Genomic DNA, 19913 nt, shown 5'->3' on the forward strand with positions numbered 1-19913 from the left:
AAAAAAGCCAGAAATAGAATTTTCTATTTCTGGCTTTTTGCTTTAAAAACTTTATGACTTTAGACTTTTAGACTAAATTACATGTAACTCAATATCTCTTTTTTAAACGCATCATATTCACCTTGCATGATTAATCCGTTGTCCAGTAATTTTTTATAATTCTGTAATTTATCAAAAAGTTCTTCTTTAGATAATTCACTCAATTTACGATCTCCAGTCGGAGTTTGAGGTTGAATTGGTTCAAAAGTCTCTGTATAAGAAGGTGTTGTTGCCGGCATAATTTCGGCATAATTGGTTACTTCTTCCGTTTCAACTTCTTCAATTGTATCTTCAATTTCAGGTTCTGCAGCCTGAGCAGTTTCTATAGTTGGAGCAGAAATAACAACAGGATTTTTAAGTAAATCCAATTGTTCTTTTGCGTAAGTATATATTTTTCTAGCCTGGATTTTCGGAATATAATCAATCGAAATTGACAAATCGGTATTGGTGTTGAATGAAAATTCTGAGCCTAAAATATTTTCTTTTACAAAAGCACCCGCAACATCATCCCAGGTATAATCTGTAAAATCCATTGAAAGACCTAAATTTTTAGGCTTGCAAATAATGATTCGTTTGTTTGTTAATACAATACTATCAGGAAAAACAGTAATTGCAGGCTTTTTTTGAACCGCAATATATCCAACTTCTTCACCTTTCATCAATAAATCATTGAGTTTTGAAGTGATTTTTTCAATCGCTTTTGGATCTTGTTCTTCGTTTAGAAATTTTTTAAATTGTTCTTTCATGGGTGATAAATTGCTAAGTTTTGTTGTCGTAATGCTGCAAATGTAATGCCTAATTTTCTAATTCAATAATTTCATTCTGAATTTTCTTTGTCAAACTTTTGAAAACCAATTCATACGAATGATCGATGAGTTCCTTAACGAAAGCTGTCGACAGATTTCCGTTTAAAGCAATCGTATTCCAATGCACTTTGCTCATATGAAAACCCGGTTTTATCTCGTCATATTCAGCTCGTAACTCCTGAGCGCGCTCCGGATCACATTTTAAATTGACAGATTGTTCATTTTTTTCCCATTGTGATAAGGAAGATAAAGCAAACATTTTTCCGCCAACTTTAAAAACCAATGTATCTTCATCAAACGGAAAATGCTCTGTGACGCCTTTTTTAGAAAGGCAATATTCATAAAACGTTTCTAAATTCATATCATTTCTTATTTACCAATTTCACCCAAATGAGTATATTTAAAACCCTTTTCATATTTTAATCCGTAACCAAAAATGCGATCCATTGCCGAATGTGAAAATAAAATAATTCCGGTTAATTGAACACTTTCAATACTTAAATAACAGCCTGCAGCATAAATTAAAAGTGCGAGCCCTTTATGATGAAAAATGTTGTATAGAAATGCTCCGGTTTTATTGCCAAAAATATAGCCCAGCATCGAAAAATCCGGAGCCAGTATTAAAACCAAAAACCACCACCATTGATAATTCAGGAGACTAAATAAATAGATTCCGAGAATAAATAAACCTAATTCTTCTAACTTAATAACTGTTTTCATATTTTCTTTTCCATCATTTTTTCGGGATGTTCTAATGGTTTAAAACCAAATTTCTCATATAAAAAATGGGCATCTGTAGTCGCCAAACGCCAAATTTTAATATCTTTTAAAAGCGGTTCATTCATCATATTTTCAATTAATATAGATGAATAACCTTTGCCACGATGTTCTTCGGTAATAAAAACATCCATTACATAACCAAAAACAACATAATCTGTAATTACGCGCGCAAAACCAATTTGTTGATTATCTAAGTAAATTCCAAAACAAACCGAAGCATCAATTGTAGTTTGCACTTCTTCGATAGTTCGGCCCGCAGCCCAATAAATATCCTTTAAAAAGTTTTGTATAAACGGAACGTCAAGTTTGTTTTTATCTGTAGAAACGGTGATCATAGTATTCAGTCTCAGTTTTAAGTATTCAGTAATCTAAATCTGCAATTTTATATAGTATAGGCTTGCTAGGACTTGCATCATTTTCAAACGAAGCGATTTGTAAATTTAGTATATACGCTCCATCTTCAATTTCATCAGGAACAAAAATCATTTCTGTAATTGTGGCTTCAAAACGCGCATCTTTATTCAGATTATGTGTGTCTTTCACATTCCAAAAAGCTTTATGAGCCAATAATTTTCCTTCATCGTGTTCTTTATCAACACTTGGCAAATCAATTAATAAATGTTGAATTTTGCTTTCGCGGATGAAAATCGCTGCTTCTTCAGATAAATAAGGCGGATTTGTATTTGAATATTTTCTGGACTTTTTGTCTTTTTGATTGGGAAGAGTCCGAATAATAATGGCGTCAATTGTCATGCTGAGTGAAGTTGAACTACTTATCCCATTGAGCGAAGTCGAAATGTGTTCTTTCGTAATCACCAAATCATCGCCAATTTTTTCAGGCTCAATCGTAATTAATTTTGTAAAAAAGAAAAACTGTTTCAGCGATTGATTTATGCTGTAAAAATCATTTGTAATGTGTCCTAAACATTCCGTGTGCGTGCCATGTCCGTGCGGATTGAAGAAAATATTATTGAAATTGGTTGATGATTTTCCCTCAGAAACTTTCCCAATCCAATCGCCAAAAACAACAGGTTCAATAACCGGTTTTTCAATGTACCACGCAATCGGATTTTCGTCTGTATTGGTTAATGAGATCGAAATATCAATGGGTTTTGATAAGTCGATTTGATATTTATTGTTAAGAAGTGCTAGCATAATGGAACGCGGATTTTACGGATATTCTAACGCGGATTTACGGATTTTTCAATCAGCATTGCTTGCATCCGTTTTATCAGCGTTCTAATTTTTTTTATTCTTCCAAATTTAAGTAAAAGAGATCACTTGCAATTCCATCAGTTAAAAATTTTCCCTTTGCAGTCGGTTTTAAAATATTGTTTTCGATGAAAAGTAAATCATCATTTAAGAATTTCTGACTTTGTTTTTGCAGATAATTTAAATATTCTAAGCCAAATTCAGTTTCAATTCTGTCTAAAGAAACTCCCCAAATAGTTCGCAATCCCGTCATAATATATTCGTTATAACGATCTGATATTGTTAGAATTTCAGTTTCAATGGGCAAAATATTTTCCTGAATTGATTTTATGTAAAGAGAATTATTAGCAATATTCCAGCCTCTTTTTTCACCATCATAACTATGTGCCGAAGGACCAATTCCGATATATTTTTTACCTAACCAATACGCCGAATTATTTTTTGAGAAATAATTTTCTTTTCCAAAATTGGATAATTCATAATGAATAAAACCGTTTTTTTGAAGTGTATCAACTAAAATCATAAAATGATTCGAAGCTGCTTCGTCTTGAGGTTCAGCAATTTTTCCGGTATCGATCAATTTTTTTAAAGCCGTTTTTGGTTCGACCGTCAAAGCATAACTCGATATATGCGGAATGCCAAAACTCAATGCCGTTTCGATATTATTTTTCCACATTTCATCGCTCATTCCCGGAATTCCGTAAATTAAATCCAAAGAAATATTATCGAAATATTTAGTGGCTTCCTGTAAACATTTTATGGCTTCTGCTGAATTATGAGCGCGATTCATCATTTTTAAATCATCTTCATAAAAAGATTGAATTCCAATACTCAAACGGTTTATTGGGCTTTTTGATAATTCTAAAATTCGTTCTGAAGACAAATCATCCGGATTTGCTTCTAGAGTTATTTCCGGATTTTCTACAACCTTATAATTTTTATAGACTTCGGCTATTAAAAAGTTTATCTCATCATTACTCAAAACAGACGGTGTTCCTCCGCCAAAGTAAATGGTTTCTACAGTTTCGTCTTTAAATTCATTTTTGCGCAAGACAATTTCTTTGGCTAAAGCCAAAACCATTTCATCTTTCTTTTTCATAGAAGTCGAAAAATGAAAGTCGCAATAATGACAAGCCTGTTTGCAAAAAGGAATATGAATGTAAATACCGCTCATTTTTAATTAGATAATTAGGTAAATGTGCCAATTAGATAATTAAATATCCACAATACAAGAATTATCCAATTGGCACATTGACTCATTTCTTTACTCGTTCTTCATTTTGTTTCACAAAAGCATCCCAACCCGTATAACTTTTTCCGGCGACGATTTTTCCTGAATTAAAAAAGTGACAAACAGCTGCCGCCAAACCATCAGTTGAATCGAGATTTTTAGGTAATTCCTTTAAACCTAAAAGTTGCTGTAACATTTTAGCAACCTGTTCTTTACTGGCATTTCCGTTTCCGGTAATCGCCATTTTTATTTTTTTAGGTTCGTATTCCGTAATCGGAATATCTCTTGAAAGTCCCGCCGCCATTGCAACACCTTGCGCACGACCTAGCTTTAACATTGATTGTACGTTTTTGCCAAAAAATGGCGCTTCAATCGCAATTTCGTCAGGATGATGCGTTTCGATTAACTCGATGGTTCGTTCAAAAATGATTTTTAGTTTTTGGTAATGATTGTCGTATTTGGACAATTGCAGTTCGTTAAGCTGCAAAAACTCCATTTTTTTATTGATAACTTTTATCAATCCAAAACCCATAATGGTTGTTCCGGGGTCAATACCTAATATGATGCGTTCTTTTGTCAAGTGTTTTTTTGTTTCAAGTTTCAGGTTTAGAAAATTGACTCATTTTCTAATTTTCAAATTGACACATTTTCATTGCCACATTTTCAAATTGATTACTTTTGTGGCATGATTTCAATTCCTCACAAAGCTAAGCAATTCCTCGTTCTTCTAGTCAAACTTTTAATTGTAGGTGGTGCATTTTACTTTATTTATAATCAGTTGGCAAATAACGACAAACTCGATTGGCAAAAATTCATTACACTGTTTCGTAAAAATCAGTCGGTTTTAGGGATTGGATTTATACTGCTTTTAAGCATTTTAAATCGTTATTTCGAGATTTTAAAATGGCAGAATTTAGCTAAAGTTATTCATGAAATTTCAGCAGGCGAAGCAACAAAACAAGTTCTGGCAGCATTAACAGCCGGAATTTTCACGCCAAACGGAGTAGGAGAGTACGCCGGAAAAGCATTGTATTATCCAAAATCAGAAGCCAAAAAAGTGGTTTTTCTGAACTTAATCTGCAACGGAATTCAAATGATTTTAACGGTCATTTTTGGCATTTTCGGATTACTCTATTTCAATGCAAAGTACAATGTAATTACATCAAAAACGGTTGCCATTTTGTTTGGAGGATTTATTTTGGTTTTTATTCTTTTATTCTCTCTGAAAAAAATCAAAATCAAAGGATATTCAATTGAAAAACTGATTCATAAAATCAATGAAGTTCCGAAATCAATTCATCAAAAAAATATAATTTTAGGTATTTTACGATATTTAGTTTTCTCCCATCAATATTATTTTTTGTTTTTGGCTTTTGATGTCGATTTGCCTTATTTTACGTTAATTGCAACAATCGCCTCAGTTTATTTTCTGGCTTCGTCATTGCCAACATTTCAGTTTTTAGATTTTGCAGTAAAAGGAAGTGTTGCCATTTATTTCTTCGGAATTCTTGGTGTAAACGAATGGATCGTTGTTTTTATAAGTACATTAATGTGGTTTTTAAATGTAGTTGTACCAGTTGTTTTAGGGAGTTATTATGTGTTGAATTTCAAAACTAAAAGAATAGAATGAGTTTGATTTTATTCGTCATATTAAAAATTTATATAATAAGCATTGGTTTGCTTATTTATGGTTTTACACGAATAAAAAAATATCAAAAAACAGATTTAAAACCGCAAACGAGCTTTACAATTATAGTTCCATTCAGGAATGAAAAAGAAAATTTACCAAATCTTTTAAATAGCTTTTCGAAATTAAATTATCCAACAGACTTATTTGAAATGATTTTAGTTGATGACAATTCTAATGAAAAGTTTCATATCTCACATGCTGCATTTCACATTTCACAAATTAACAATATTCGCTCTTCAAATTCACCAAAAAAAGATGCTATTACAACCGCCATGCAGCACGTAAAAACCAATTGGGTAATTACGACAGATGCAGATTGTATTATGCCTGAAAATTGGCTTTTAACGTTTGATAATTACATTCAGCAAAATAATGTTTCGATGTTGGCGGGAGCAGTTTCTTATAAATGTGAGAACTCATTTTTGCATCATTTTCAGCAGTTGGATTTAACCAGTTTGCAAGGCGCAACTATTGGAAGTTTTGGTGTTAAAAAAGCATTTATGTGCAATGGAGCTAATTTTGCATACAAAAAATTGTTGTTCGAAAAATTAAACGGATTTGAAGACAACAATAAAATTGCCAGTGGCGACGATGTTTTTTTACTGCAAAAAGCAGCAAATTTATTTCCGGATGAAGTTCATTATTTAAAAGCAAAAGATGCAATTGTAATAACGAAGCCAACTGAAAACTGGAAATCATTATTTCACCAAAGAGTTCGCTGGGCAGCAAAAACCAGTTCATACCAAAGCAATTTTGGAAAGTTTTTAGGATTAACTGTTTTCTTCGGAAATCTAAGTTTTATAATAGCATTTGTCTTTTTACTTTTCGGATTCTGGTCCTGGCAACTTTTAATAGTATACGTTGCTATTAAGTTTTTTATAGACTTTATTTTACTTTATAAAACAAATCAAATTTTAACCGAAACAAGATTGCGTTATTTGGTTTTAAGTAGTTTATTTTATCCTTTTTTCAGTACTACAGTAGCCTTATACAGCTTGTTTGGTTCTTATGAATGGAAAGATCGACGATTTGAGAAATGATATTTCTTTCGCCATATAAGTTATATAAGTAAATGTAAGCAGACTTAAATTAAATGAACTTATATGGTGGAAAAAGAGCACTATTTTCCGTCTTTAGCCTTAATAATGACAGGTAGAATAAATTGAGTTTTTACAGGAACTCCGCGTTTTATAGCAGGATTTACTTTAGGAAAATCGACTAAACGAGCGTGTAAAATGCTGTCAATTTTAATAGTATCATAAGCCACAGAATCTTTAGGAAACTGGGGTTCAAATTTCATTGTAGCGTTAGGAAATATCGTTACTTTTACCTCAATAGTGTCGAGTTCAGGATATAAAATTGAGAGGGTGTCAATATCTAGTTTTTCCTGAATAAGCTGTGCCATTACTTCAAAAAAACATTGTTGACGTTGTTTTTTATCACCCACTTTTTCACAATCAACAACAGACGGAAACTCATCAACTTCTTTCCAATTGATAGATTTTAATTCTTTTTGAAGCAATTCTTTTTCAGACGGAACCTGCTTCTCAAAATATTGACAAGAACTTATAAATAACAGGATTAAAAATAATGGGAACTGCTTCAAGGCTTTGATATTGTATTGGAAATAATTATGTTATAAAAATACGATTATTTTTTTTGGCTGGCTTTATAATCTAAATATTCTTCATAACTTTCAGAAAGCCATTTTTCTTTATTTTGTTCAGCAACTTCTTTTTGATCAGGATACAATTTAGCCAATCGATCTGAAAAAGTAGCAATCTGAACAGTATAATTATAAAATTCAGTTTTACTTAATGTAATGTCAGGATTGTTTTTACGTGAAAAATAGTCGAAAAAAAGTGTGTCAAATTCCTTCATCGAGAAATTGAGAATCTTTTTCTTGTTACTTTTATAGATACTGTCCTGAAGTAATTGATCATCGACCGACAGTTTTTTAGTTTGCGTATACGCATTGCTATTAATCATAAAGATTAAGGAACAAATAAAAAATAATTTAAAAACGCTATACATTGTCTAATTTTTCTGACGGTTTATAAGCAAATTTACAAAAAATTAAATGGATTTACTATTGTTAATACTAGGATTTATATGTGTTATTGTGGGTGTTTTTGGCAGTTTTTTGCCTGTTTTACCGGGTTTATCCAGTTGTTGGGTTGGTTTATTATTATTGTACCTCACCAAAGCTGTCGAAAATAATTATTGGGTTTTGGGCATAACACTTTTAATAACAATTATAATTACAATATTAGATTATGTTATTCCGGCAAGCGGCACTAAAAAATTTGGTGGCAGTTCTTACGGAGTTTGGGGAACAAACATTGGTTTAATTGTCGGAATTATTGCTCCAATACCTTTTGGAGTTATAATAGGACCATTTGTGGGAGCTTTTATTGGAGAAATGATTTATGATTCAACAAATCATACTCGTGCAATAAAAGCGGCAACAGGTTCGTTACTTGGTTTTTTGGCGTCCAGCTTTATTAATTTCCTGTTTTGTATCATTTTTCTTGGTATTTTTTTAAATATTGTTTGGCAAAACAGATCTTTATTGTTTTAATTGTTATAATTACATTAATATTTTTCTTATATTTTTTATTTTTTTTGAAAAATAACAATTTTTTAATTTAAATTTTTTATTTCTTTTTGATAACGAAAGGGTTATGTTCATTGAGACTTTTAGTTTTTGATGTTAAAAAGCGTTAAATTTTACATCGAGATTCTTAACTTAATTTTTGGAAATGTTAAAATATTTTATATTTTTATCACGATAAACGATGAAAAGCCCCACTTAGTCGATTATTTTGAATGGATTTAAATAATTTTTAAAACTTAACATATGACTCCTAACCTACAAATTGAACTTAGACGTTTCATTTCTTCTAATGTTGTCTCAAAATTAAATAAGTTTTATTTCGAAAACGATGCACTTTTAATAAAGGGAATCGATGTTTCAATCGGTACCATTCTGATGGGATTGTATAACAAAGCCGAGGAGTCGGGTTTTTACAAAGAAATTGTTTCATTACTTGGTGATAATTCGACATTTTACGGAGAAGTTGATTTTACTTCAGGAAGAATTTTATCAGTAGACGATTGTTACCGAATTGAAGGAAACGCGTTATTGAAAGAAATTTTCAGCAATAAAAAAGGAAGAATTTCCGAAATGATCTCAAACGAAGTTGGAATTAAAAGTGAAACAGCACGCGAAATTCTAAATTTTTCGGCACTACTAGTTGTTTCCTATCTTAAAAATAATTCACAGCTAATTAAAAATCTGAAATTATTGTTAGAAGATCAAAAAAGAGATATTCTAAACAGCATTCAGCCAGGAATTAAAATCATACTTGGATTTTCTTGTCACGAAACAGTAGAAGAAAAAAATCAAGCCATGGGAAGATCTGTTTTCACACTTTTCGGACACAATTTTTTCTAGTATTTCAAACACAATTAAAATAAAAAATCCCATTTTACATATGTAAAACAGGATTTATATTGCTTAATTTGAAGCGTTTCTTAAACGTTCTTCAAATTGATAATTTCTTGTTCGGTTAAAAAACGCCAGTTACCTCTTGGTAAATTCTTTTTGGTTAAACCGGCAAATGATACACGATCGATACGTAAAACATCATAACTAAAGTGTTCAAAAATAGCACGAACCACTTTTACGTTTGATGAACGAAGTTTTAAACCAATTTCGCTTTTAGGTTCATTATCAATATAACTAACCTCTTCAACAAAAACACGGTGTCCGTCAAGAACTAAACCTTTGCTGATTTTTTCTAAATCCTCGAATTTTAAGTTTTTGTCTAACGAAACCTGATAAATTTTAGACGATTTTTGGCTCGGTAAAGTAAATTTACGAATCATATCTGTATCATTCGTAAACAACAATAAACCAGTTGTATTTTTATCCATTCTGCCAATCGGAGCAATTTTTGCCGTTGTAGAACCACGAACTAGCTCCAGAACGTTACGATATTCCTGACCTTCATCAAGAGCAGTTGTAAAGTTTTTAGGTTTGTTCAACAAGATGTATTCTTTCTTTTCAGGAGTCAAAGTAACACCGTCAAAATTTACAACATCGTTTAATTTTACTAAATAACCCATTTCAGTAACCGGAACGCCATTTACTTTAACGTTTCCGGACTGAATGTATATATCGGCATCACGACGCGAACAAACACCAGAATTAGAGATGTATTTGTTCAAACGAATTTCGTCTGCAGCTTTTTGTCTTTTCGGAGCCTGATTCTGTTTTTTAATTTTTTCTGCCTTTTCTTCTTCCGCAGCCTTAACAGCAGGTTTCACTTTTTTTGGCCCTTGCGCACGCTTCGCCATAGGAGGTTTTGGCTTGCTAGAGTTTGATCTTGAACTATTTGGTCTTGATCCGCCCCCTTTATTATTGCCTTCCTTATTGTTCATAAATTCTGTAATTTGTGCAAAGATAGTTTATTCTTGCTAAATAATCCTAAGTTCATTGTTCTTAGATTAATAGCTATTATTTTTTGAAGCTGGAGGAGCATCACAACTGGCTTTTTTCAGGCATGATTTCCCGCTTTCGGCTATATATTGTTCCGTAAACTCCACAATGATACCGCCTCAATCGGGGCTAAATTCAAACAATTGGCTTCTTTTAAATAAAACCTCTGCGTGTCTCAGTGAAACCTTTGTGTATCTCTGTGGCATAACTCATTTTAAAATCGTGAAATTAAATTCTTCCCATGCCACAAAACACTCGGATTAATTAAAACGATGCAAAAAACTCCTGAAACAATCAAAAACTTCAAAACATTATGAAGTAATAAATATTGTTCCTTAGAATTTGATTTCCATAAATAAAGCAAAAAAAACAGCAAGGCAATAAAACAGATATAAAAGTAAATATCCATATAACCCACATCATAAATATTGATCAAAACATAAACCGGAATCACCGTCATGAAAGTCAAAACCGTAATAATTTGTTTCGAAACCGTTTCATTATACAATATCGGAATCGTTTGATAATCGTTTGCCAAATCGCCTTTCAGGTTTTCCAAATCCTTAATCATTTCGCGAATCAGCAATAACAAAAACAAAAACATGGCGTGTGCCGAAATTACTGCAAAATGACTCATGTGATTTTCAATTTCCTCAAATAAAATCTTGTTGTAGAAATACAATAAAATCGCAAAAAAAGGAACAACAGCCAACAATGCCGATGTTAGATTGCCAATAATAACGTATTTTTTTATTTTATGAGAGTAAAACCAGATCAGGAAAATATAAGCCGAAAAGAATAAAAATGCGCGCCAGGAAACAATAAAAGCCATTAAAACCGCCAGAAAATTCAAGCTAAAGTAAACGGATAATTTTGTTTTCTGACTCACCAATCTGTCCAGCATCGATTTGTTGGGTCTGTTGATTAAATCCTTCTGACTATCATAAAAATTATTAATAATATAACCCGAAGCAATTGTAACAGCCGAAGCAAAAACAATCAAAAATAAATTGAAATCAAGTAAAATATCGAGAGCTCTTTTATCTGGAGCCAATATAAAAATGGCAGATAAATATTGTGCCAAAACAATAATCGGAATGTTGTAACCTCTTACCACAGAGAACAGACTGACAATTTTCATTACTAAAAGTTTGTGCTGTCTGCTTAACATTGTTTGATTTAAGTTTTTGAATTTTGGTCTAATTTAATATTTTTTAATGTAGGAAAAGAACGATCACAGTTTATTTTTTAATAATGCCGCAGATCCGTACCCTAATTTTCTGATGCAGGCTAAAGCTTGTTTTTGTGTAATTTCAACATCTTTAATGTCTTTTTTCTCTACAAAAACAACAGAACCGCTCCACGGATTTGGAGCATCGGGAATAAAAACGCTATAGTTGTTTTCATCTATTTGTTCGATTAAAAATGCAAATTGCCAGCCAGCATCTGTAGGAACAAGAATAACTTTTAAATCCTCATTAGATTCAAAACCCATTATATTTTCATTCATCTTTTTCATGAACGAATAACCGGGAACAAAGCTTAATATTCCTTCTTCTAATCTTTGAATTAATCTTTGTGCATACGAAGTTTTAGCAATTAAACCAGCACCAATACAAATAACAAGAATAATTAATATGGCTACGATTTCTTCTATTGCAAGTCCTAAAACTTTTACTTTCGGAAAATGATTTACAATCGGATTCGTGATTTTTTGAATAATGCCAAATCCTTTTTCTAAAAGTACAAGCAATAAAATTAACGGTGCTAAAAATAGAATTCCTCCTAAAAAAGTTGCTTTAATAATTTTTAAAATACTTTTCATATTAAATAACTTTTAGTGTAATAAATTAGAAAAGGATTATTCAAATAAGCGTCATTTTAAAGTGATTAATCCTTTAAAATTGATAAACAACTTCTAATTTGTAATCTTTTAAAGAGGCTTTAGCGCGTTCTAAATCTTCGGTAAAACCAAGAATATATCCACCGCCGCCAGAACCGCAAAGTTTTAAGTAATAATCGTTAGTATCAATTCCGTTTTGCCAGATTCCGTGAAATTGTTCCGGAATCATTGGTTTAAAATTGTTTAAAACGACTTTTGATAGCTTTTTAGTATTGGTAAACAACGATTTCATGTCGCCATGTAAAAAGTTTTCTACACAAGCATCCGTATATTTTACGAATTGGTTTTTAAGCATTGTACGGAAACCTTTGTCTTTTAGGTTTTCCATGAAAATGTTAACCATCGGAGCCGTTTCGCCTACAATTCCTGAATCTAATAAAAAGACAGCGCCTTTTCCGTCAAAACTTTGAGTAGGAATTCCCGTTGCTTCGATATTATCTTTAGAATTAATTAAAATCGGAATACTCAAATAACTGTTTAAAGGATCTAAACCAGAACTTTTTCCGTGGAAAAAACTCTCCATTTGAGCAAATATATTTTTTAACTGTAACAGTTTTTCACGAGTTAAATTCTCTAAAACTGTTATTTTGTGTGTAGCATATTTATCGTAAATCGCCGCAACCAATGCACCGCTGCTGCCAACTCCATATCCTTGAGGAATACTTGAGTCGAAATACATTCCTGTTTCGACATCATTTTTTAGAGTTAACAAATCAAAATTAACCAACTCAGGCTGCTCATTTTGTAAAGCTTCAAGATAAGTGGTGTAACGTCTTAAACTTGCGTTTGATGCAATTGCTTCAGTCGAAGGATCTTCGATTTTCTTCAAAGCACCATTGTAAAAATTATAAGGAATAGAAAGTCCTTTAGAGTCGCGGATGATTCCGTATTCTCCAAAGAGTAATATTTTTGAGTAAAATAATGGTCCTTTCATGTTTATTTTATGTCTTTCTTTATTATTTAAGAAGATGAATTTCTTTATTTTAATTAACCTTTAATATATAATCCAATGATCATCATGGCTAAAGCAAAAAACAGACCAACAAACCATTTTATCATATCATTTTTGGCATCTGTAATTTCTTTCTTTACAAAATCTCTGGTTGCAATTTCGTTTTTATCCTGTCTAATTTCTTCGCTAATAGTTCGGTCGATTGCTTCAACAAATTCTTTAGCCTTACTTTCGTCAAGATTAAGTTCTTTTCTAAATAAATCGTAAAGTTTTATAGTTGCAGTATTCATATTCTTAGCTGAAAATGTATTTTAATATATAAAGATACGGAAAATTATAATGCAATTGCACCCTCTCCAATTTGGTCACAAATGTACTGACCATTCTGACAAAATACAACTAATTCGTCCTGAATAAATTGAAGTACTTTATCGCTAACGTTTTCGGGATATAAAACGTGAACATTTGCCCCTGCATCAAGTGTAAAACAAACCGGAATTTGTGTTTCATTTCTGAATTTCCAAATGGCATTGATGATTTGCAATGTATTAGGTTTCATTAAAATAAAATACGGCATCGAAGTCATCATCATAGCATGTAATGTCAAAGCTTCGCTTTCGACCACTTTTATGAATTCGTCCAGATTTCCGCTTTCAAAAATGGCAGTTAACTTATCCAGATTTTCGTGTGCCTGAGCAAAACGTCTTTCGGCATACGGATGATTATGCATTAAATCATGTCCCACAGTACTCGAAACCTGTTTCTCGCCTTTATCAACTAATAAAATTGTGTCCTGATAATTTTTAAAATTAGCGTGAATTGTATGTGGAAATTCTACTCCAAATAGATCTGAACTTCCTCCAATATTTGCTTGGTTTCCCCAAACTACAACATTTCCTTTTACGCTTCGGCAGGCACTTCCAGATCCTAAACGAGCTAAAAATGATGCTTTTCGATAAAAATATTCATTAGTCATTTCCGGATTTAATGCTCTTTCCAAACTCATAAAGTTCATTGCCAAAGCTGCCATTCCAGATGCCGAAGAAGCAATTCCGGAACTATGCGGAAACGTGTTTTGTGTATCAATTGTAAAATGGTAGTTTTTCAAAAAAGGCAAATAAACTTCGATTCTTTCTAAAAACTTCTGAATTTTTGGTTTAAAATCTTCCTTTGGTTTTCCTTCAAAAAGTAAATCAAAAGAAAAACTTGTCACATTGAGCGGTCCCGAAACTTCGGGAGAAATGTCTCTCTTTTCAAAACCCAATTTAGTAATCGTTTTACAATTATTAAGTGTAAAACTTACTGATGGATTTGCCGGAATTTGATTGTCTTTTTTACCCCAATATTTTACTAATGCAATATTGCTGGGAGCGCTCCATTCAAAATTTCCATTTTCGATGGTCGAAGTATATTTTTTAGGAATAAAATCAGTTGCTGTAAACATGAATTGTAAAATTTTGGCAAAGATAGTTTTTAAATATTTTTACCATATAAGTTATATAAGAAAATGTAAGCTAAACTTCGAATAGATGAACTTCTATAACTTACTATGGTTTAAAATTTCTTTTAACTATTTTTGGATAAAAATAAATAAGAATGAATAAAATAGTTAAAATCGCCATAGCTCTAATCGTTTGTTTGATGGTAGGATATTCTGCAAGCGTTGTTACAAGACCAAGTGTAGAAACGTGGTATCCAACTTTAATAAAGCCAATTTTTAATCCTCCCAATTGGATTTTTATGCCAATGTGGACATTTCTTTATGTTTTAATGGCGGTTGCTGCGGGATTAGTTTGGGATAAGATAAAAGAACAAAACGAAAAAGTTAAAAAGGCATTAGCTTTCTTTTTGATTCAGTTAGCTTTAAATGCGATTTGGTCCTATCTTTTCTTCGGACTTAAAAATCCCATGTTGGCTTTAATCGAAATTGCACTTTTATGGCTGATGATTTATGAAACGTATTTAAAATTTATAAAAATCAATAAAATTGCGGGTTATTTATTGATTCCATATTTGGCTTGGGTTGCTTTTGCGGGAATTTTGAATGCGAGTATTTGGTGGCTGAATAGGTAAAATTGTCTAGTTTTCAGTCTCAGTTTCCAGATTGTGACTGAAAACTGCGACTGCGACTGAATACTTTTTTATAACATATTAATTAGTTCTTGAGGATTATTCAATACCACTTTTGCGCCGCTTGCTATTAATTCTTCTTCCGTTCTGTAACCCCAGGAAACTCCCACAGGAAACATATTTGCATTTATTGCAGTCAGCATATCAATATCTGAATCTCCTAAAAAAATAATTTCTTCGGTATTTAAATTCCAACTTTTGCTTATTTCTATAGCTTCAAACGGATTTGGTTTTTTAAGAGCTTCAGTACTTAAACCAACGGCAACATCAAAATGTTCAGGAAATATTTCAGTGGCTATTTTTTTTGTCAATTCATCTGCCTTATTTGAAAAAACGGCTAATTTGATATTTCTTGAAACCAAATTATCCAATAATGCTACAATGCCTTCGTATGGTTTTGTTTTTAGCGTACAGATTTTTCGGTATTCATGAATCATGCAATCAAAACATATTTCGATTTGTTCTTCAGAATTGTTTGTTGCCGGCAATGCTTTGCTTACTAAATTTCGTAAACCGCTTCCAATAAAATATTGATATGTGTTGTAAGTATGAGTGGGATAATTTAGACCGGTAAGTACGATATTCATAGCATCTGAAATATCTTCTAATGAGTTTACTAATGTTCCGTCTAAGTCAAAAATAATTCCTTTAAATTTCATTCTGTTAAATATTATTTGCCAATATAAACCCGCTTGTCCAGGCATTTTGAAAATTAAAACCTCCGGTAATCGCATCGATATTTACAATTTCTCCTGCAAAATAAAGATTTTGATGTAGTTTGCTTTCCATGGTTTTAAAGTTGATTTCTTTTAAATCGATTCCGCCGGCGGTAACAAATTCTTCTTTAAAAGTGCTTTTTCCGTTTACTTTAAATTCGGCTTTTGTCAATTGAGAAGCTAAATTTTGTAATTGAATTTTAGATAAATCTGCCCATTTTGTTTCCGCTTCAATTGCTGATGCTAAAACCAGACTTTCCCATAAACGATTAGGGAAATCAAAAGGAGATTTTTTTGAAACAGCTTTTTTAGCGTGTTCCTGTTTTAATTCTTTAATAATTTTTTCAGCATCTTCGGTATCAACATCATTTAACCAATTTACGAAAATGGTAAACTGATAATTTTTGTCAAATAAAGTTCGTGCGCCCCAAGCCGAAAGTTTCAAAATCGCGGGACCGCTCATTCCCCAATGTGTGATTAATAATGGGCCGGTTGATTCTAGTTTGGTGTCTTTTACGTTTACGGTAACTTGTGCCGCAACGCCGGGTAATTCTTTTATGCGAGGATCTTTAATATTAAAAGTAAATAGAGAAGGAACGGGACTTACAATGGCGTGACCTTGTGTTTGTAGCATTTCCCAAATTTTAGGATTGCTTCCTGTCGCTAAAACTAATTTTTCTGTAGCGTAATTTTCATCCTGAGTGTCAATTTTCCAATGATTTTCTGCTTTAAAAATCGATTGAACACTTTGACCCGTTAATACTTTAATGCCTAATTTTCCGGTTGCTTCGAGGAAACAATCGATTATGGTTTGGGATGAATTTGAAACCGGAAACATTCTGCCGTCGTCTTCGATTTTTAATTCTACGCCATGTTTTTCGAACCATTCGATGGTATCACCTGAACAAAATTGGTGAAACGGACCTCGAAGTTCTTTTTCGCCACGCGGATAAAATTTTACCAATTCATTAGGTTCAAAACAGGCGTGTGTTACATTGCATCTTCCGCCACCGGAAACACGAACTTTAGAAAGCACTTCTTTTCCTCTTTCTAAAATGGCAATTTTCAGTTTTGGATTTTTTTCGGCAATATTAATCGCTGTGAAAAAACCTGCCGCGCCTCCGCCAACAATAATTATGTCGAAATTTTTGATCATATTTTATTTTTTGCCACAGATTAAAAAGATTAGCACAGATTTTAAAAATCTTTTAAATCCTTTAATCTGTGGCTATTTTATATTTTATCCGGAAAATCAGAAATGATTCCGTCTACGTTGTAATTCTTTATTTTTTGAATATCTTCATCGATATTTATTGTCCAGGGTAAAACGAGAAAACCTTTTTTCTGAATATGATTTACGTTTTCCTGATTTAATAAATGATAATAAGGATGAATTGCTTTTGCTTTTATTGTTTCGGCGAAAGCCAAAGCCAGATCAAGATCAGTTTCTGTCAAAACGCCAATTGGAATATTTGAATTTAGATTATGAACTTTTTTCAGCGCATTCCAGTCAAAACCTGAAATAATAAAGTGATCGTAATTCCAGTTTTTTTCTGAAACATATTCTTCAATCAAATCAACAACTTTAGTGAAAGTTTCAGCACTTTTCAACTCGATATTGATCAGGCATTTTTTATTTACCAAATCAAAAATTTCATTTAATGTCGGAATTTGATGTTTCTCTTTAATCAAAAATGATTTTAATTCGGGCAAAGATAATGTATTTACAAAACCTTTTCCGTTGGTCATTTTGTCGATGGTTTCATCGTGAATTACGATAATATGTCCGTCAGCGCTTAAATGAACATCGAGTTCGATTCCGTCAGCATTTAAGTCTAATGCTTTTTGGAATGCTTTTAAAGTGTTTTCGGGTTCGTATCCTTTGGCACCGCGATGTGCTATTTTTAGCATGGATTGAAATTTTACCGCAAAGGTCGCAAAGTTTTACGCAAAGTGCGCTAAGGATTAGATAAAAAGTTAGGCACAGATTATAGGATTAAAATGAATTTTTGTTTCACGCAGATTTTAAAAAGATTTGAGCAGATTCACGCAAATAATCTTTATAATTTTAAATCTGCTCAAATCTGCAGTATCTGCGTGAAACAAACTTTGGAACTGCTTTCTATTTTGAAATTTCCAGTAAAACAAGTCCGAATTCAGAATTGATAATTGCTTTTCCGTTTTGAACTTCTGTTTCTTTTCCTGAAAAAGCATCTTTTAGTTTAGTTCCGTTTTCAAAAACTGAATTAACCGGAAGTTCTTTTATTCCATTTCCTAAATCTAAACCAACTACAACTTCATCGTTATAATTTCCATTAGTATAACTTCGCGAGAAAATATACGGTTTCTCTGAAATTAGAGTATGTATTCCTGCACCAATTGCAGCATGATTTCTGCGGAATTGCCCTAGCTTTTGCCAGTGCAAAAGTATTCTTTGGGTTTCAGGATTGTTTTGAATATCATCCCAATTCATGAAAGATCGTAAAGTGGCATCGCCTTCTGTGCCTTCAATTACAAGCGAACGACCTAATTCATCACCATAATAAACCTGAGAAATTCCGGGAGAAAGCAATAGTTTGGTTCCAGATTCGAAAGTTCTGTTTCGATTAGCATCAAAAGGAGCAGGATCATCGTGCGACGATACATAATTAAGAACGCTATATCCTTTTAATTCATTTTGAAGTTTCGCCGAATATTTCGAAAATATAAATTCATAATCGTTTTGTGCATCTAATGTAAACTCAAAATTGATCATGCAATTAAAACCGTGTTGAAAATAATTTACTTTTCGATCTCCAAAATCGTAATCTTTTCCACCGCTTATTTCGTAACCGTAAACTTCTGCAATTGTATAAAATGGGTTTTGATCCAGAACTTGTAATGGATGATGTTTTTTCCAGGTTTCAAATGCATAATCACATTCTTTTCTAAAATCGACCCAAACATTTTCTTCTGTGTGTTTTACGGTGTCGGCTCTGTAACCGTCAATTCCAAATTCGACGATATAATCTGTTAGCCATTTTATGATGTAATATTTTGGTGTTTTGGGATAATTTGTTCTTTTGAAAAACTGGTCTAATGAATTTATTTCTTTTTCATAACGACCTTCATTTTTCCATTTTTCGATTAAAAAAGAGGGTAGAGCTACTTCCTGATTACTTTCGGTTCTGACATCCGGAAGATTATCAACCAAAGTACACATTGTAGTATTTTCGAATGATTTGTAATCGCAGACAATTCCGGTTCTCACCCAGTCTTCCGGCCAAATAGGATCTTCGGGAGTTACGGGTCCGGTATGATTTATAACGCCGTCCAGCATAATTCTGATGCCTTTTGAGTGGGCTTTTTTAACCAGATTAGCTAAATCTTCTTTGGTTCCGAAATTAGGATCTAAAGCCGTCCAGTCTCTTGCCCAATAACCGTGAAAGCCATAACTAAGTCCCGTTCCTTCGTCAACGCCGTCGTGAATTTGTTCTACAATCGGCGTAAGCCAAATTGCATTTATTCCTAATTGATCAAAATATCCTTCGTCGATTTTTTTGATAATTCCGATAATGTCACCGCCTTCAAAACCTCGTAATTTTCCGGGAGTTTTGGTTCGGTTGAAATTTATATCGTTCGAAGGATTTCCATTATAAAAACGATCGGTAAGTAAAAAATAAATATTTGCTCCTTCCCAAATGAAAGGTGTTTTTGAAGTATTTTCTTTATTCATTGAAGCTGATTTTGAGCCAGAATATTAAAGATAAAGAAAGGAAAGGATATAATTTAAAAATTCCGCCACGAATTCACGAATTTATTTATTTCATATAACAAATAATAATTCGTGAATTCGTGGCGAAAAAACCATGAACATATTTTTTTAAACACATAGAAATATAGATTTTATTTCCTCAAAAGGTAAAAATAAATGATTAAATCATTTACACATAGCTATGTTTGTTAATGCA

General features: G+C 32.3%; 24 protein-coding genes. 5 read left to right on the forward strand and 19 right to left on the reverse strand.

Going from position 1 to position 19913, the window contains the following annotated elements:
• Positions 1-77: 77 nt before the first annotated feature.
• From OLM54_RS18255 to ruvC, 7 genes are all read right to left on the reverse strand, one after another.
• A complete protein-coding gene (locus OLM54_RS18255) occupies positions 78-785 on the reverse strand; it encodes a PH domain-containing protein (protein WP_264535983.1) in 708 nt (235 codons plus the stop codon).
• A gap of 49 nt (positions 786-834) precedes the next feature.
• Entirely contained in the window at positions 835-1206 is a 372-nt protein-coding gene (locus OLM54_RS18260) for an MmcQ/YjbR family DNA-binding protein (protein WP_264535984.1), read from the reverse strand.
• A gap of 8 nt (positions 1207-1214) precedes the next feature.
• Positions 1215-1565: a DUF4260 domain-containing protein gene (locus OLM54_RS18265; RefSeq protein WP_264535985.1), complete on the reverse strand. Its 351-nt coding sequence runs from the start codon at positions 1563-1565 to the stop codon at positions 1215-1217.
• Positions 1562-1960 (reverse strand): GNAT family N-acetyltransferase, encoded by a 399-nt coding sequence (locus tag OLM54_RS18270; protein WP_264535986.1) that lies wholly within the window; start codon positions 1958-1960, stop codon positions 1562-1564. The genes OLM54_RS18265 and OLM54_RS18270 overlap by 4 nt, the downstream gene beginning before the upstream one ends.
• A 25-nt stretch (positions 1961-1985) precedes the next feature.
• Positions 1986-2780 carry a cyclase family protein gene (locus tag OLM54_RS18275; RefSeq protein WP_264535987.1) on the reverse strand — a complete coding sequence of 265 codons (795 nt, stop codon included), beginning with the start codon at positions 2778-2780 and terminating at the stop codon, positions 1986-1988.
• 94 nt (positions 2781-2874) lie between these two features.
• A complete protein-coding gene (gene hemW / locus OLM54_RS18280) occupies positions 2875-4011 on the reverse strand; it encodes a radical SAM family heme chaperone HemW (RefSeq protein ID WP_264535988.1) in 1137 nt (378 codons plus the stop codon).
• 82 nt (positions 4012-4093) lie between these two features.
• Entirely contained in the window at positions 4094-4648 is a 555-nt protein-coding gene (gene ruvC / locus OLM54_RS18285) for a crossover junction endodeoxyribonuclease RuvC (protein ID WP_065449180.1), read from the reverse strand.
• Positions 4649-4753: 105 nt separating this feature from the next.
• Between ruvC and OLM54_RS18290 the strand changes: the two genes are divergently transcribed.
• Positions 4754-5698 carry a flippase-like domain-containing protein gene (locus tag OLM54_RS18290; protein ID WP_264535989.1) on the forward strand — a complete coding sequence of 315 codons (945 nt, stop codon included), beginning with the start codon at positions 4754-4756 and terminating at the stop codon, positions 5696-5698.
• Complete coding sequence (locus tag OLM54_RS18295; RefSeq protein ID WP_264535990.1) at positions 5695-6798, forward strand: glycosyltransferase family 2 protein; 1104 nt, start codon at positions 5695-5697, stop codon at positions 6796-6798. Before OLM54_RS18290 ends, OLM54_RS18295 begins: the two co-directional genes overlap by 4 nt.
• A gap of 80 nt (positions 6799-6878) precedes the next feature.
• On the opposite strand, the gene OLM54_RS18300 is transcribed toward OLM54_RS18295, so the two are convergent.
• A complete protein-coding gene (locus OLM54_RS18300; protein ID WP_264535991.1) occupies positions 6879-7364 on the reverse strand; it encodes a hypothetical protein in 486 nt (161 codons plus the stop codon).
• 44 nt (positions 7365-7408) lie between these two features.
• The gene (locus tag OLM54_RS18305; RefSeq protein WP_264535992.1) at positions 7409-7747 is read right to left on the reverse strand and encodes a hypothetical protein; all 339 of its coding nucleotides are present in this window, start codon (positions 7745-7747) and stop codon (positions 7409-7411) included.
• Positions 7748-7838: 91 nt separating this feature from the next.
• Between OLM54_RS18305 and OLM54_RS18310 the strand changes: the two genes are divergently transcribed.
• Together OLM54_RS18310 and OLM54_RS18315 are read left to right on the forward strand one after the other, a co-directional pair.
• Positions 7839-8339 (forward strand): DUF456 domain-containing protein, encoded by a 501-nt coding sequence (locus OLM54_RS18310; RefSeq protein WP_264535993.1) that lies wholly within the window; start codon positions 7839-7841, stop codon positions 8337-8339.
• Between the two features lie 279 nt (positions 8340-8618).
• Positions 8619-9215, forward strand: coding sequence for a DUF937 domain-containing protein (locus tag OLM54_RS18315; RefSeq protein WP_264535994.1), 597 nt, complete (start codon positions 8619-8621; stop codon positions 9213-9215).
• 80 nt (positions 9216-9295) lie between these two features.
• Here OLM54_RS18315 and OLM54_RS18320 read toward each other — a convergent pair whose 3' ends face one another.
• The 6 genes from OLM54_RS18320 to OLM54_RS18345 form a co-directional block, all read right to left on the reverse strand.
• Positions 9296-10204 (reverse strand): pseudouridine synthase, encoded by a 909-nt coding sequence (locus tag OLM54_RS18320; protein ID WP_264535995.1) that lies wholly within the window; start codon positions 10202-10204, stop codon positions 9296-9298.
• Positions 10205-10476: 272 nt separating this feature from the next.
• Positions 10477-11433 (reverse strand): geranylgeranylglycerol-phosphate geranylgeranyltransferase, encoded by a 957-nt coding sequence (locus OLM54_RS18325; protein ID WP_264535996.1) that lies wholly within the window; start codon positions 11431-11433, stop codon positions 10477-10479.
• Between the two features lie 63 nt (positions 11434-11496).
• A complete protein-coding gene (locus tag OLM54_RS18330) occupies positions 11497-12087 on the reverse strand; it encodes a DUF502 domain-containing protein (protein ID WP_264535997.1) in 591 nt (196 codons plus the stop codon).
• A gap of 73 nt (positions 12088-12160) precedes the next feature.
• A complete protein-coding gene (locus OLM54_RS18335; protein WP_264535998.1) occupies positions 12161-13099 on the reverse strand; it encodes a mevalonate kinase in 939 nt (312 codons plus the stop codon).
• A gap of 53 nt (positions 13100-13152) precedes the next feature.
• The gene (locus tag OLM54_RS18340; protein WP_055097316.1) at positions 13153-13407 is read right to left on the reverse strand and encodes a hypothetical protein; all 255 of its coding nucleotides are present in this window, start codon (positions 13405-13407) and stop codon (positions 13153-13155) included.
• Positions 13408-13451: 44 nt separating this feature from the next.
• Complete coding sequence (locus OLM54_RS18345; protein WP_264535999.1) at positions 13452-14561, reverse strand: diphosphomevalonate/mevalonate 3,5-bisphosphate decarboxylase family protein; 1110 nt, start codon at positions 14559-14561, stop codon at positions 13452-13454.
• 152 nt (positions 14562-14713) lie between these two features.
• On the opposite strand from OLM54_RS18345, the gene OLM54_RS18350 reads away from it, so the two are divergent.
• Entirely contained in the window at positions 14714-15190 is a 477-nt protein-coding gene (locus OLM54_RS18350; protein WP_264536000.1) for a TspO/MBR family protein, read from the forward strand.
• Between the two features lie 68 nt (positions 15191-15258).
• Here OLM54_RS18350 and OLM54_RS18355 read toward each other — a convergent pair whose 3' ends face one another.
• From OLM54_RS18355 to OLM54_RS18370, 4 genes are all read right to left on the reverse strand, one after another.
• Positions 15259-15906, reverse strand: a complete 648-nt coding sequence (locus OLM54_RS18355; RefSeq protein ID WP_264536001.1) for an HAD family hydrolase — start codon at positions 15904-15906, stop codon at positions 15259-15261.
• A 4-nt stretch (positions 15907-15910) separates the two neighbouring features.
• On the reverse strand, positions 15911-17119 hold the full coding sequence (locus OLM54_RS18360) for an NAD(P)/FAD-dependent oxidoreductase (protein ID WP_264536002.1): 1209 nt from the start codon (positions 17117-17119) through the stop codon (positions 15911-15913).
• Positions 17120-17196: 77 nt separating this feature from the next.
• The gene (locus tag OLM54_RS18365) at positions 17197-17874 is read right to left on the reverse strand and encodes a glycerophosphodiester phosphodiesterase (RefSeq protein WP_264536003.1); all 678 of its coding nucleotides are present in this window, start codon (positions 17872-17874) and stop codon (positions 17197-17199) included.
• A gap of 211 nt (positions 17875-18085) precedes the next feature.
• Positions 18086-19678 carry an alpha-amylase family glycosyl hydrolase gene (locus tag OLM54_RS18370; RefSeq protein WP_264536004.1) on the reverse strand — a complete coding sequence of 531 codons (1593 nt, stop codon included), beginning with the start codon at positions 19676-19678 and terminating at the stop codon, positions 18086-18088.
• Between the last annotated feature and the right edge of the window lie 235 nt (positions 19679-19913).

The sequence above is a fragment of the Flavobacterium sp. N1736 genome (assembly GCF_025947065.1).
Classification (GTDB): Bacteria; Bacteroidota; Bacteroidia; order Flavobacteriales; family Flavobacteriaceae; genus Flavobacterium.

Bases quoted from the DNA above. Each gene is read 5' to 3' on its own strand.
- OLM54_RS18255 (WP_264535983.1), bottom strand. From the start codon at position 785: ATGAAAGAACAATTTAAAAAATTTCTAAACGAAGAACAAGATCCAAAA.
- OLM54_RS18260 (WP_264535984.1), bottom strand. From the start codon at position 1,206: ATGAATTTAGAAACGTTTTATGAATATTGCCTTTCTAAAAAAGGCGTC.
- OLM54_RS18265 (WP_264535985.1), bottom strand. From the start codon at position 1,565: ATGAAAACAGTTATTAAGTTAGAAGAATTAGGTTTATTTATTCTCGGA.
- OLM54_RS18270 (WP_264535986.1), bottom strand. From the start codon at position 1,960: ATGATCACCGTTTCTACAGATAAAAACAAACTTGACGTTCCGTTTATA.
- OLM54_RS18275 (WP_264535987.1), bottom strand. From the start codon at position 2,780: ATGCTAGCACTTCTTAACAATAAATATCAAATCGACTTATCAAAACCC.
- hemW (WP_264535988.1), bottom strand. From the start codon at position 4,011: ATGAGCGGTATTTACATTCATATTCCTTTTTGCAAACAGGCTTGTCAT.
- OLM54_RS18290 (WP_264535989.1), top strand. From the start codon at position 4,754: ATGATTTCAATTCCTCACAAAGCTAAGCAATTCCTCGTTCTTCTAGTC.
- OLM54_RS18295 (WP_264535990.1), top strand. From the start codon at position 5,695: ATGAGTTTGATTTTATTCGTCATATTAAAAATTTATATAATAAGCATT.
- OLM54_RS18305 (WP_264535992.1), bottom strand. From the start codon at position 7,747: ATGATTAATAGCAATGCGTATACGCAAACTAAAAAACTGTCGGTCGAT.
- OLM54_RS18310 (WP_264535993.1), top strand. From the start codon at position 7,839: ATGGATTTACTATTGTTAATACTAGGATTTATATGTGTTATTGTGGGT.
- OLM54_RS18315 (WP_264535994.1), top strand. From the start codon at position 8,619: ATGACTCCTAACCTACAAATTGAACTTAGACGTTTCATTTCTTCTAAT.
- OLM54_RS18320 (WP_264535995.1), bottom strand. From the start codon at position 10,204: ATGAACAATAAGGAAGGCAATAATAAAGGGGGCGGATCAAGACCAAAT.
- OLM54_RS18325 (WP_264535996.1), bottom strand. From the start codon at position 11,433: ATGTTAAGCAGACAGCACAAACTTTTAGTAATGAAAATTGTCAGTCTG.
- OLM54_RS18330 (WP_264535997.1), bottom strand. From the start codon at position 12,087: ATGAAAAGTATTTTAAAAATTATTAAAGCAACTTTTTTAGGAGGAATT.
- OLM54_RS18335 (WP_264535998.1), bottom strand. From the start codon at position 13,099: ATGAAAGGACCATTATTTTACTCAAAAATATTACTCTTTGGAGAATAC.
- OLM54_RS18340 (WP_055097316.1), bottom strand. From the start codon at position 13,407: ATGAATACTGCAACTATAAAACTTTACGATTTATTTAGAAAAGAACTT.
- OLM54_RS18345 (WP_264535999.1), bottom strand. From the start codon at position 14,561: ATGTTTACAGCAACTGATTTTATTCCTAAAAAATATACTTCGACCATC.
- OLM54_RS18350 (WP_264536000.1), top strand. From the start codon at position 14,714: ATGAATAAAATAGTTAAAATCGCCATAGCTCTAATCGTTTGTTTGATG.
- OLM54_RS18355 (WP_264536001.1), bottom strand. From the start codon at position 15,906: ATGAAATTTAAAGGAATTATTTTTGACTTAGACGGAACATTAGTAAAC.
- OLM54_RS18360 (WP_264536002.1), bottom strand. From the start codon at position 17,119: ATGATCAAAAATTTCGACATAATTATTGTTGGCGGAGGCGCGGCAGGT.
- OLM54_RS18365 (WP_264536003.1), bottom strand. From the start codon at position 17,874: ATGCTAAAAATAGCACATCGCGGTGCCAAAGGATACGAACCCGAAAAC.
- OLM54_RS18370 (WP_264536004.1), bottom strand. From the start codon at position 19,678: ATGAATAAAGAAAATACTTCAAAAACACCTTTCATTTGGGAAGGAGCA.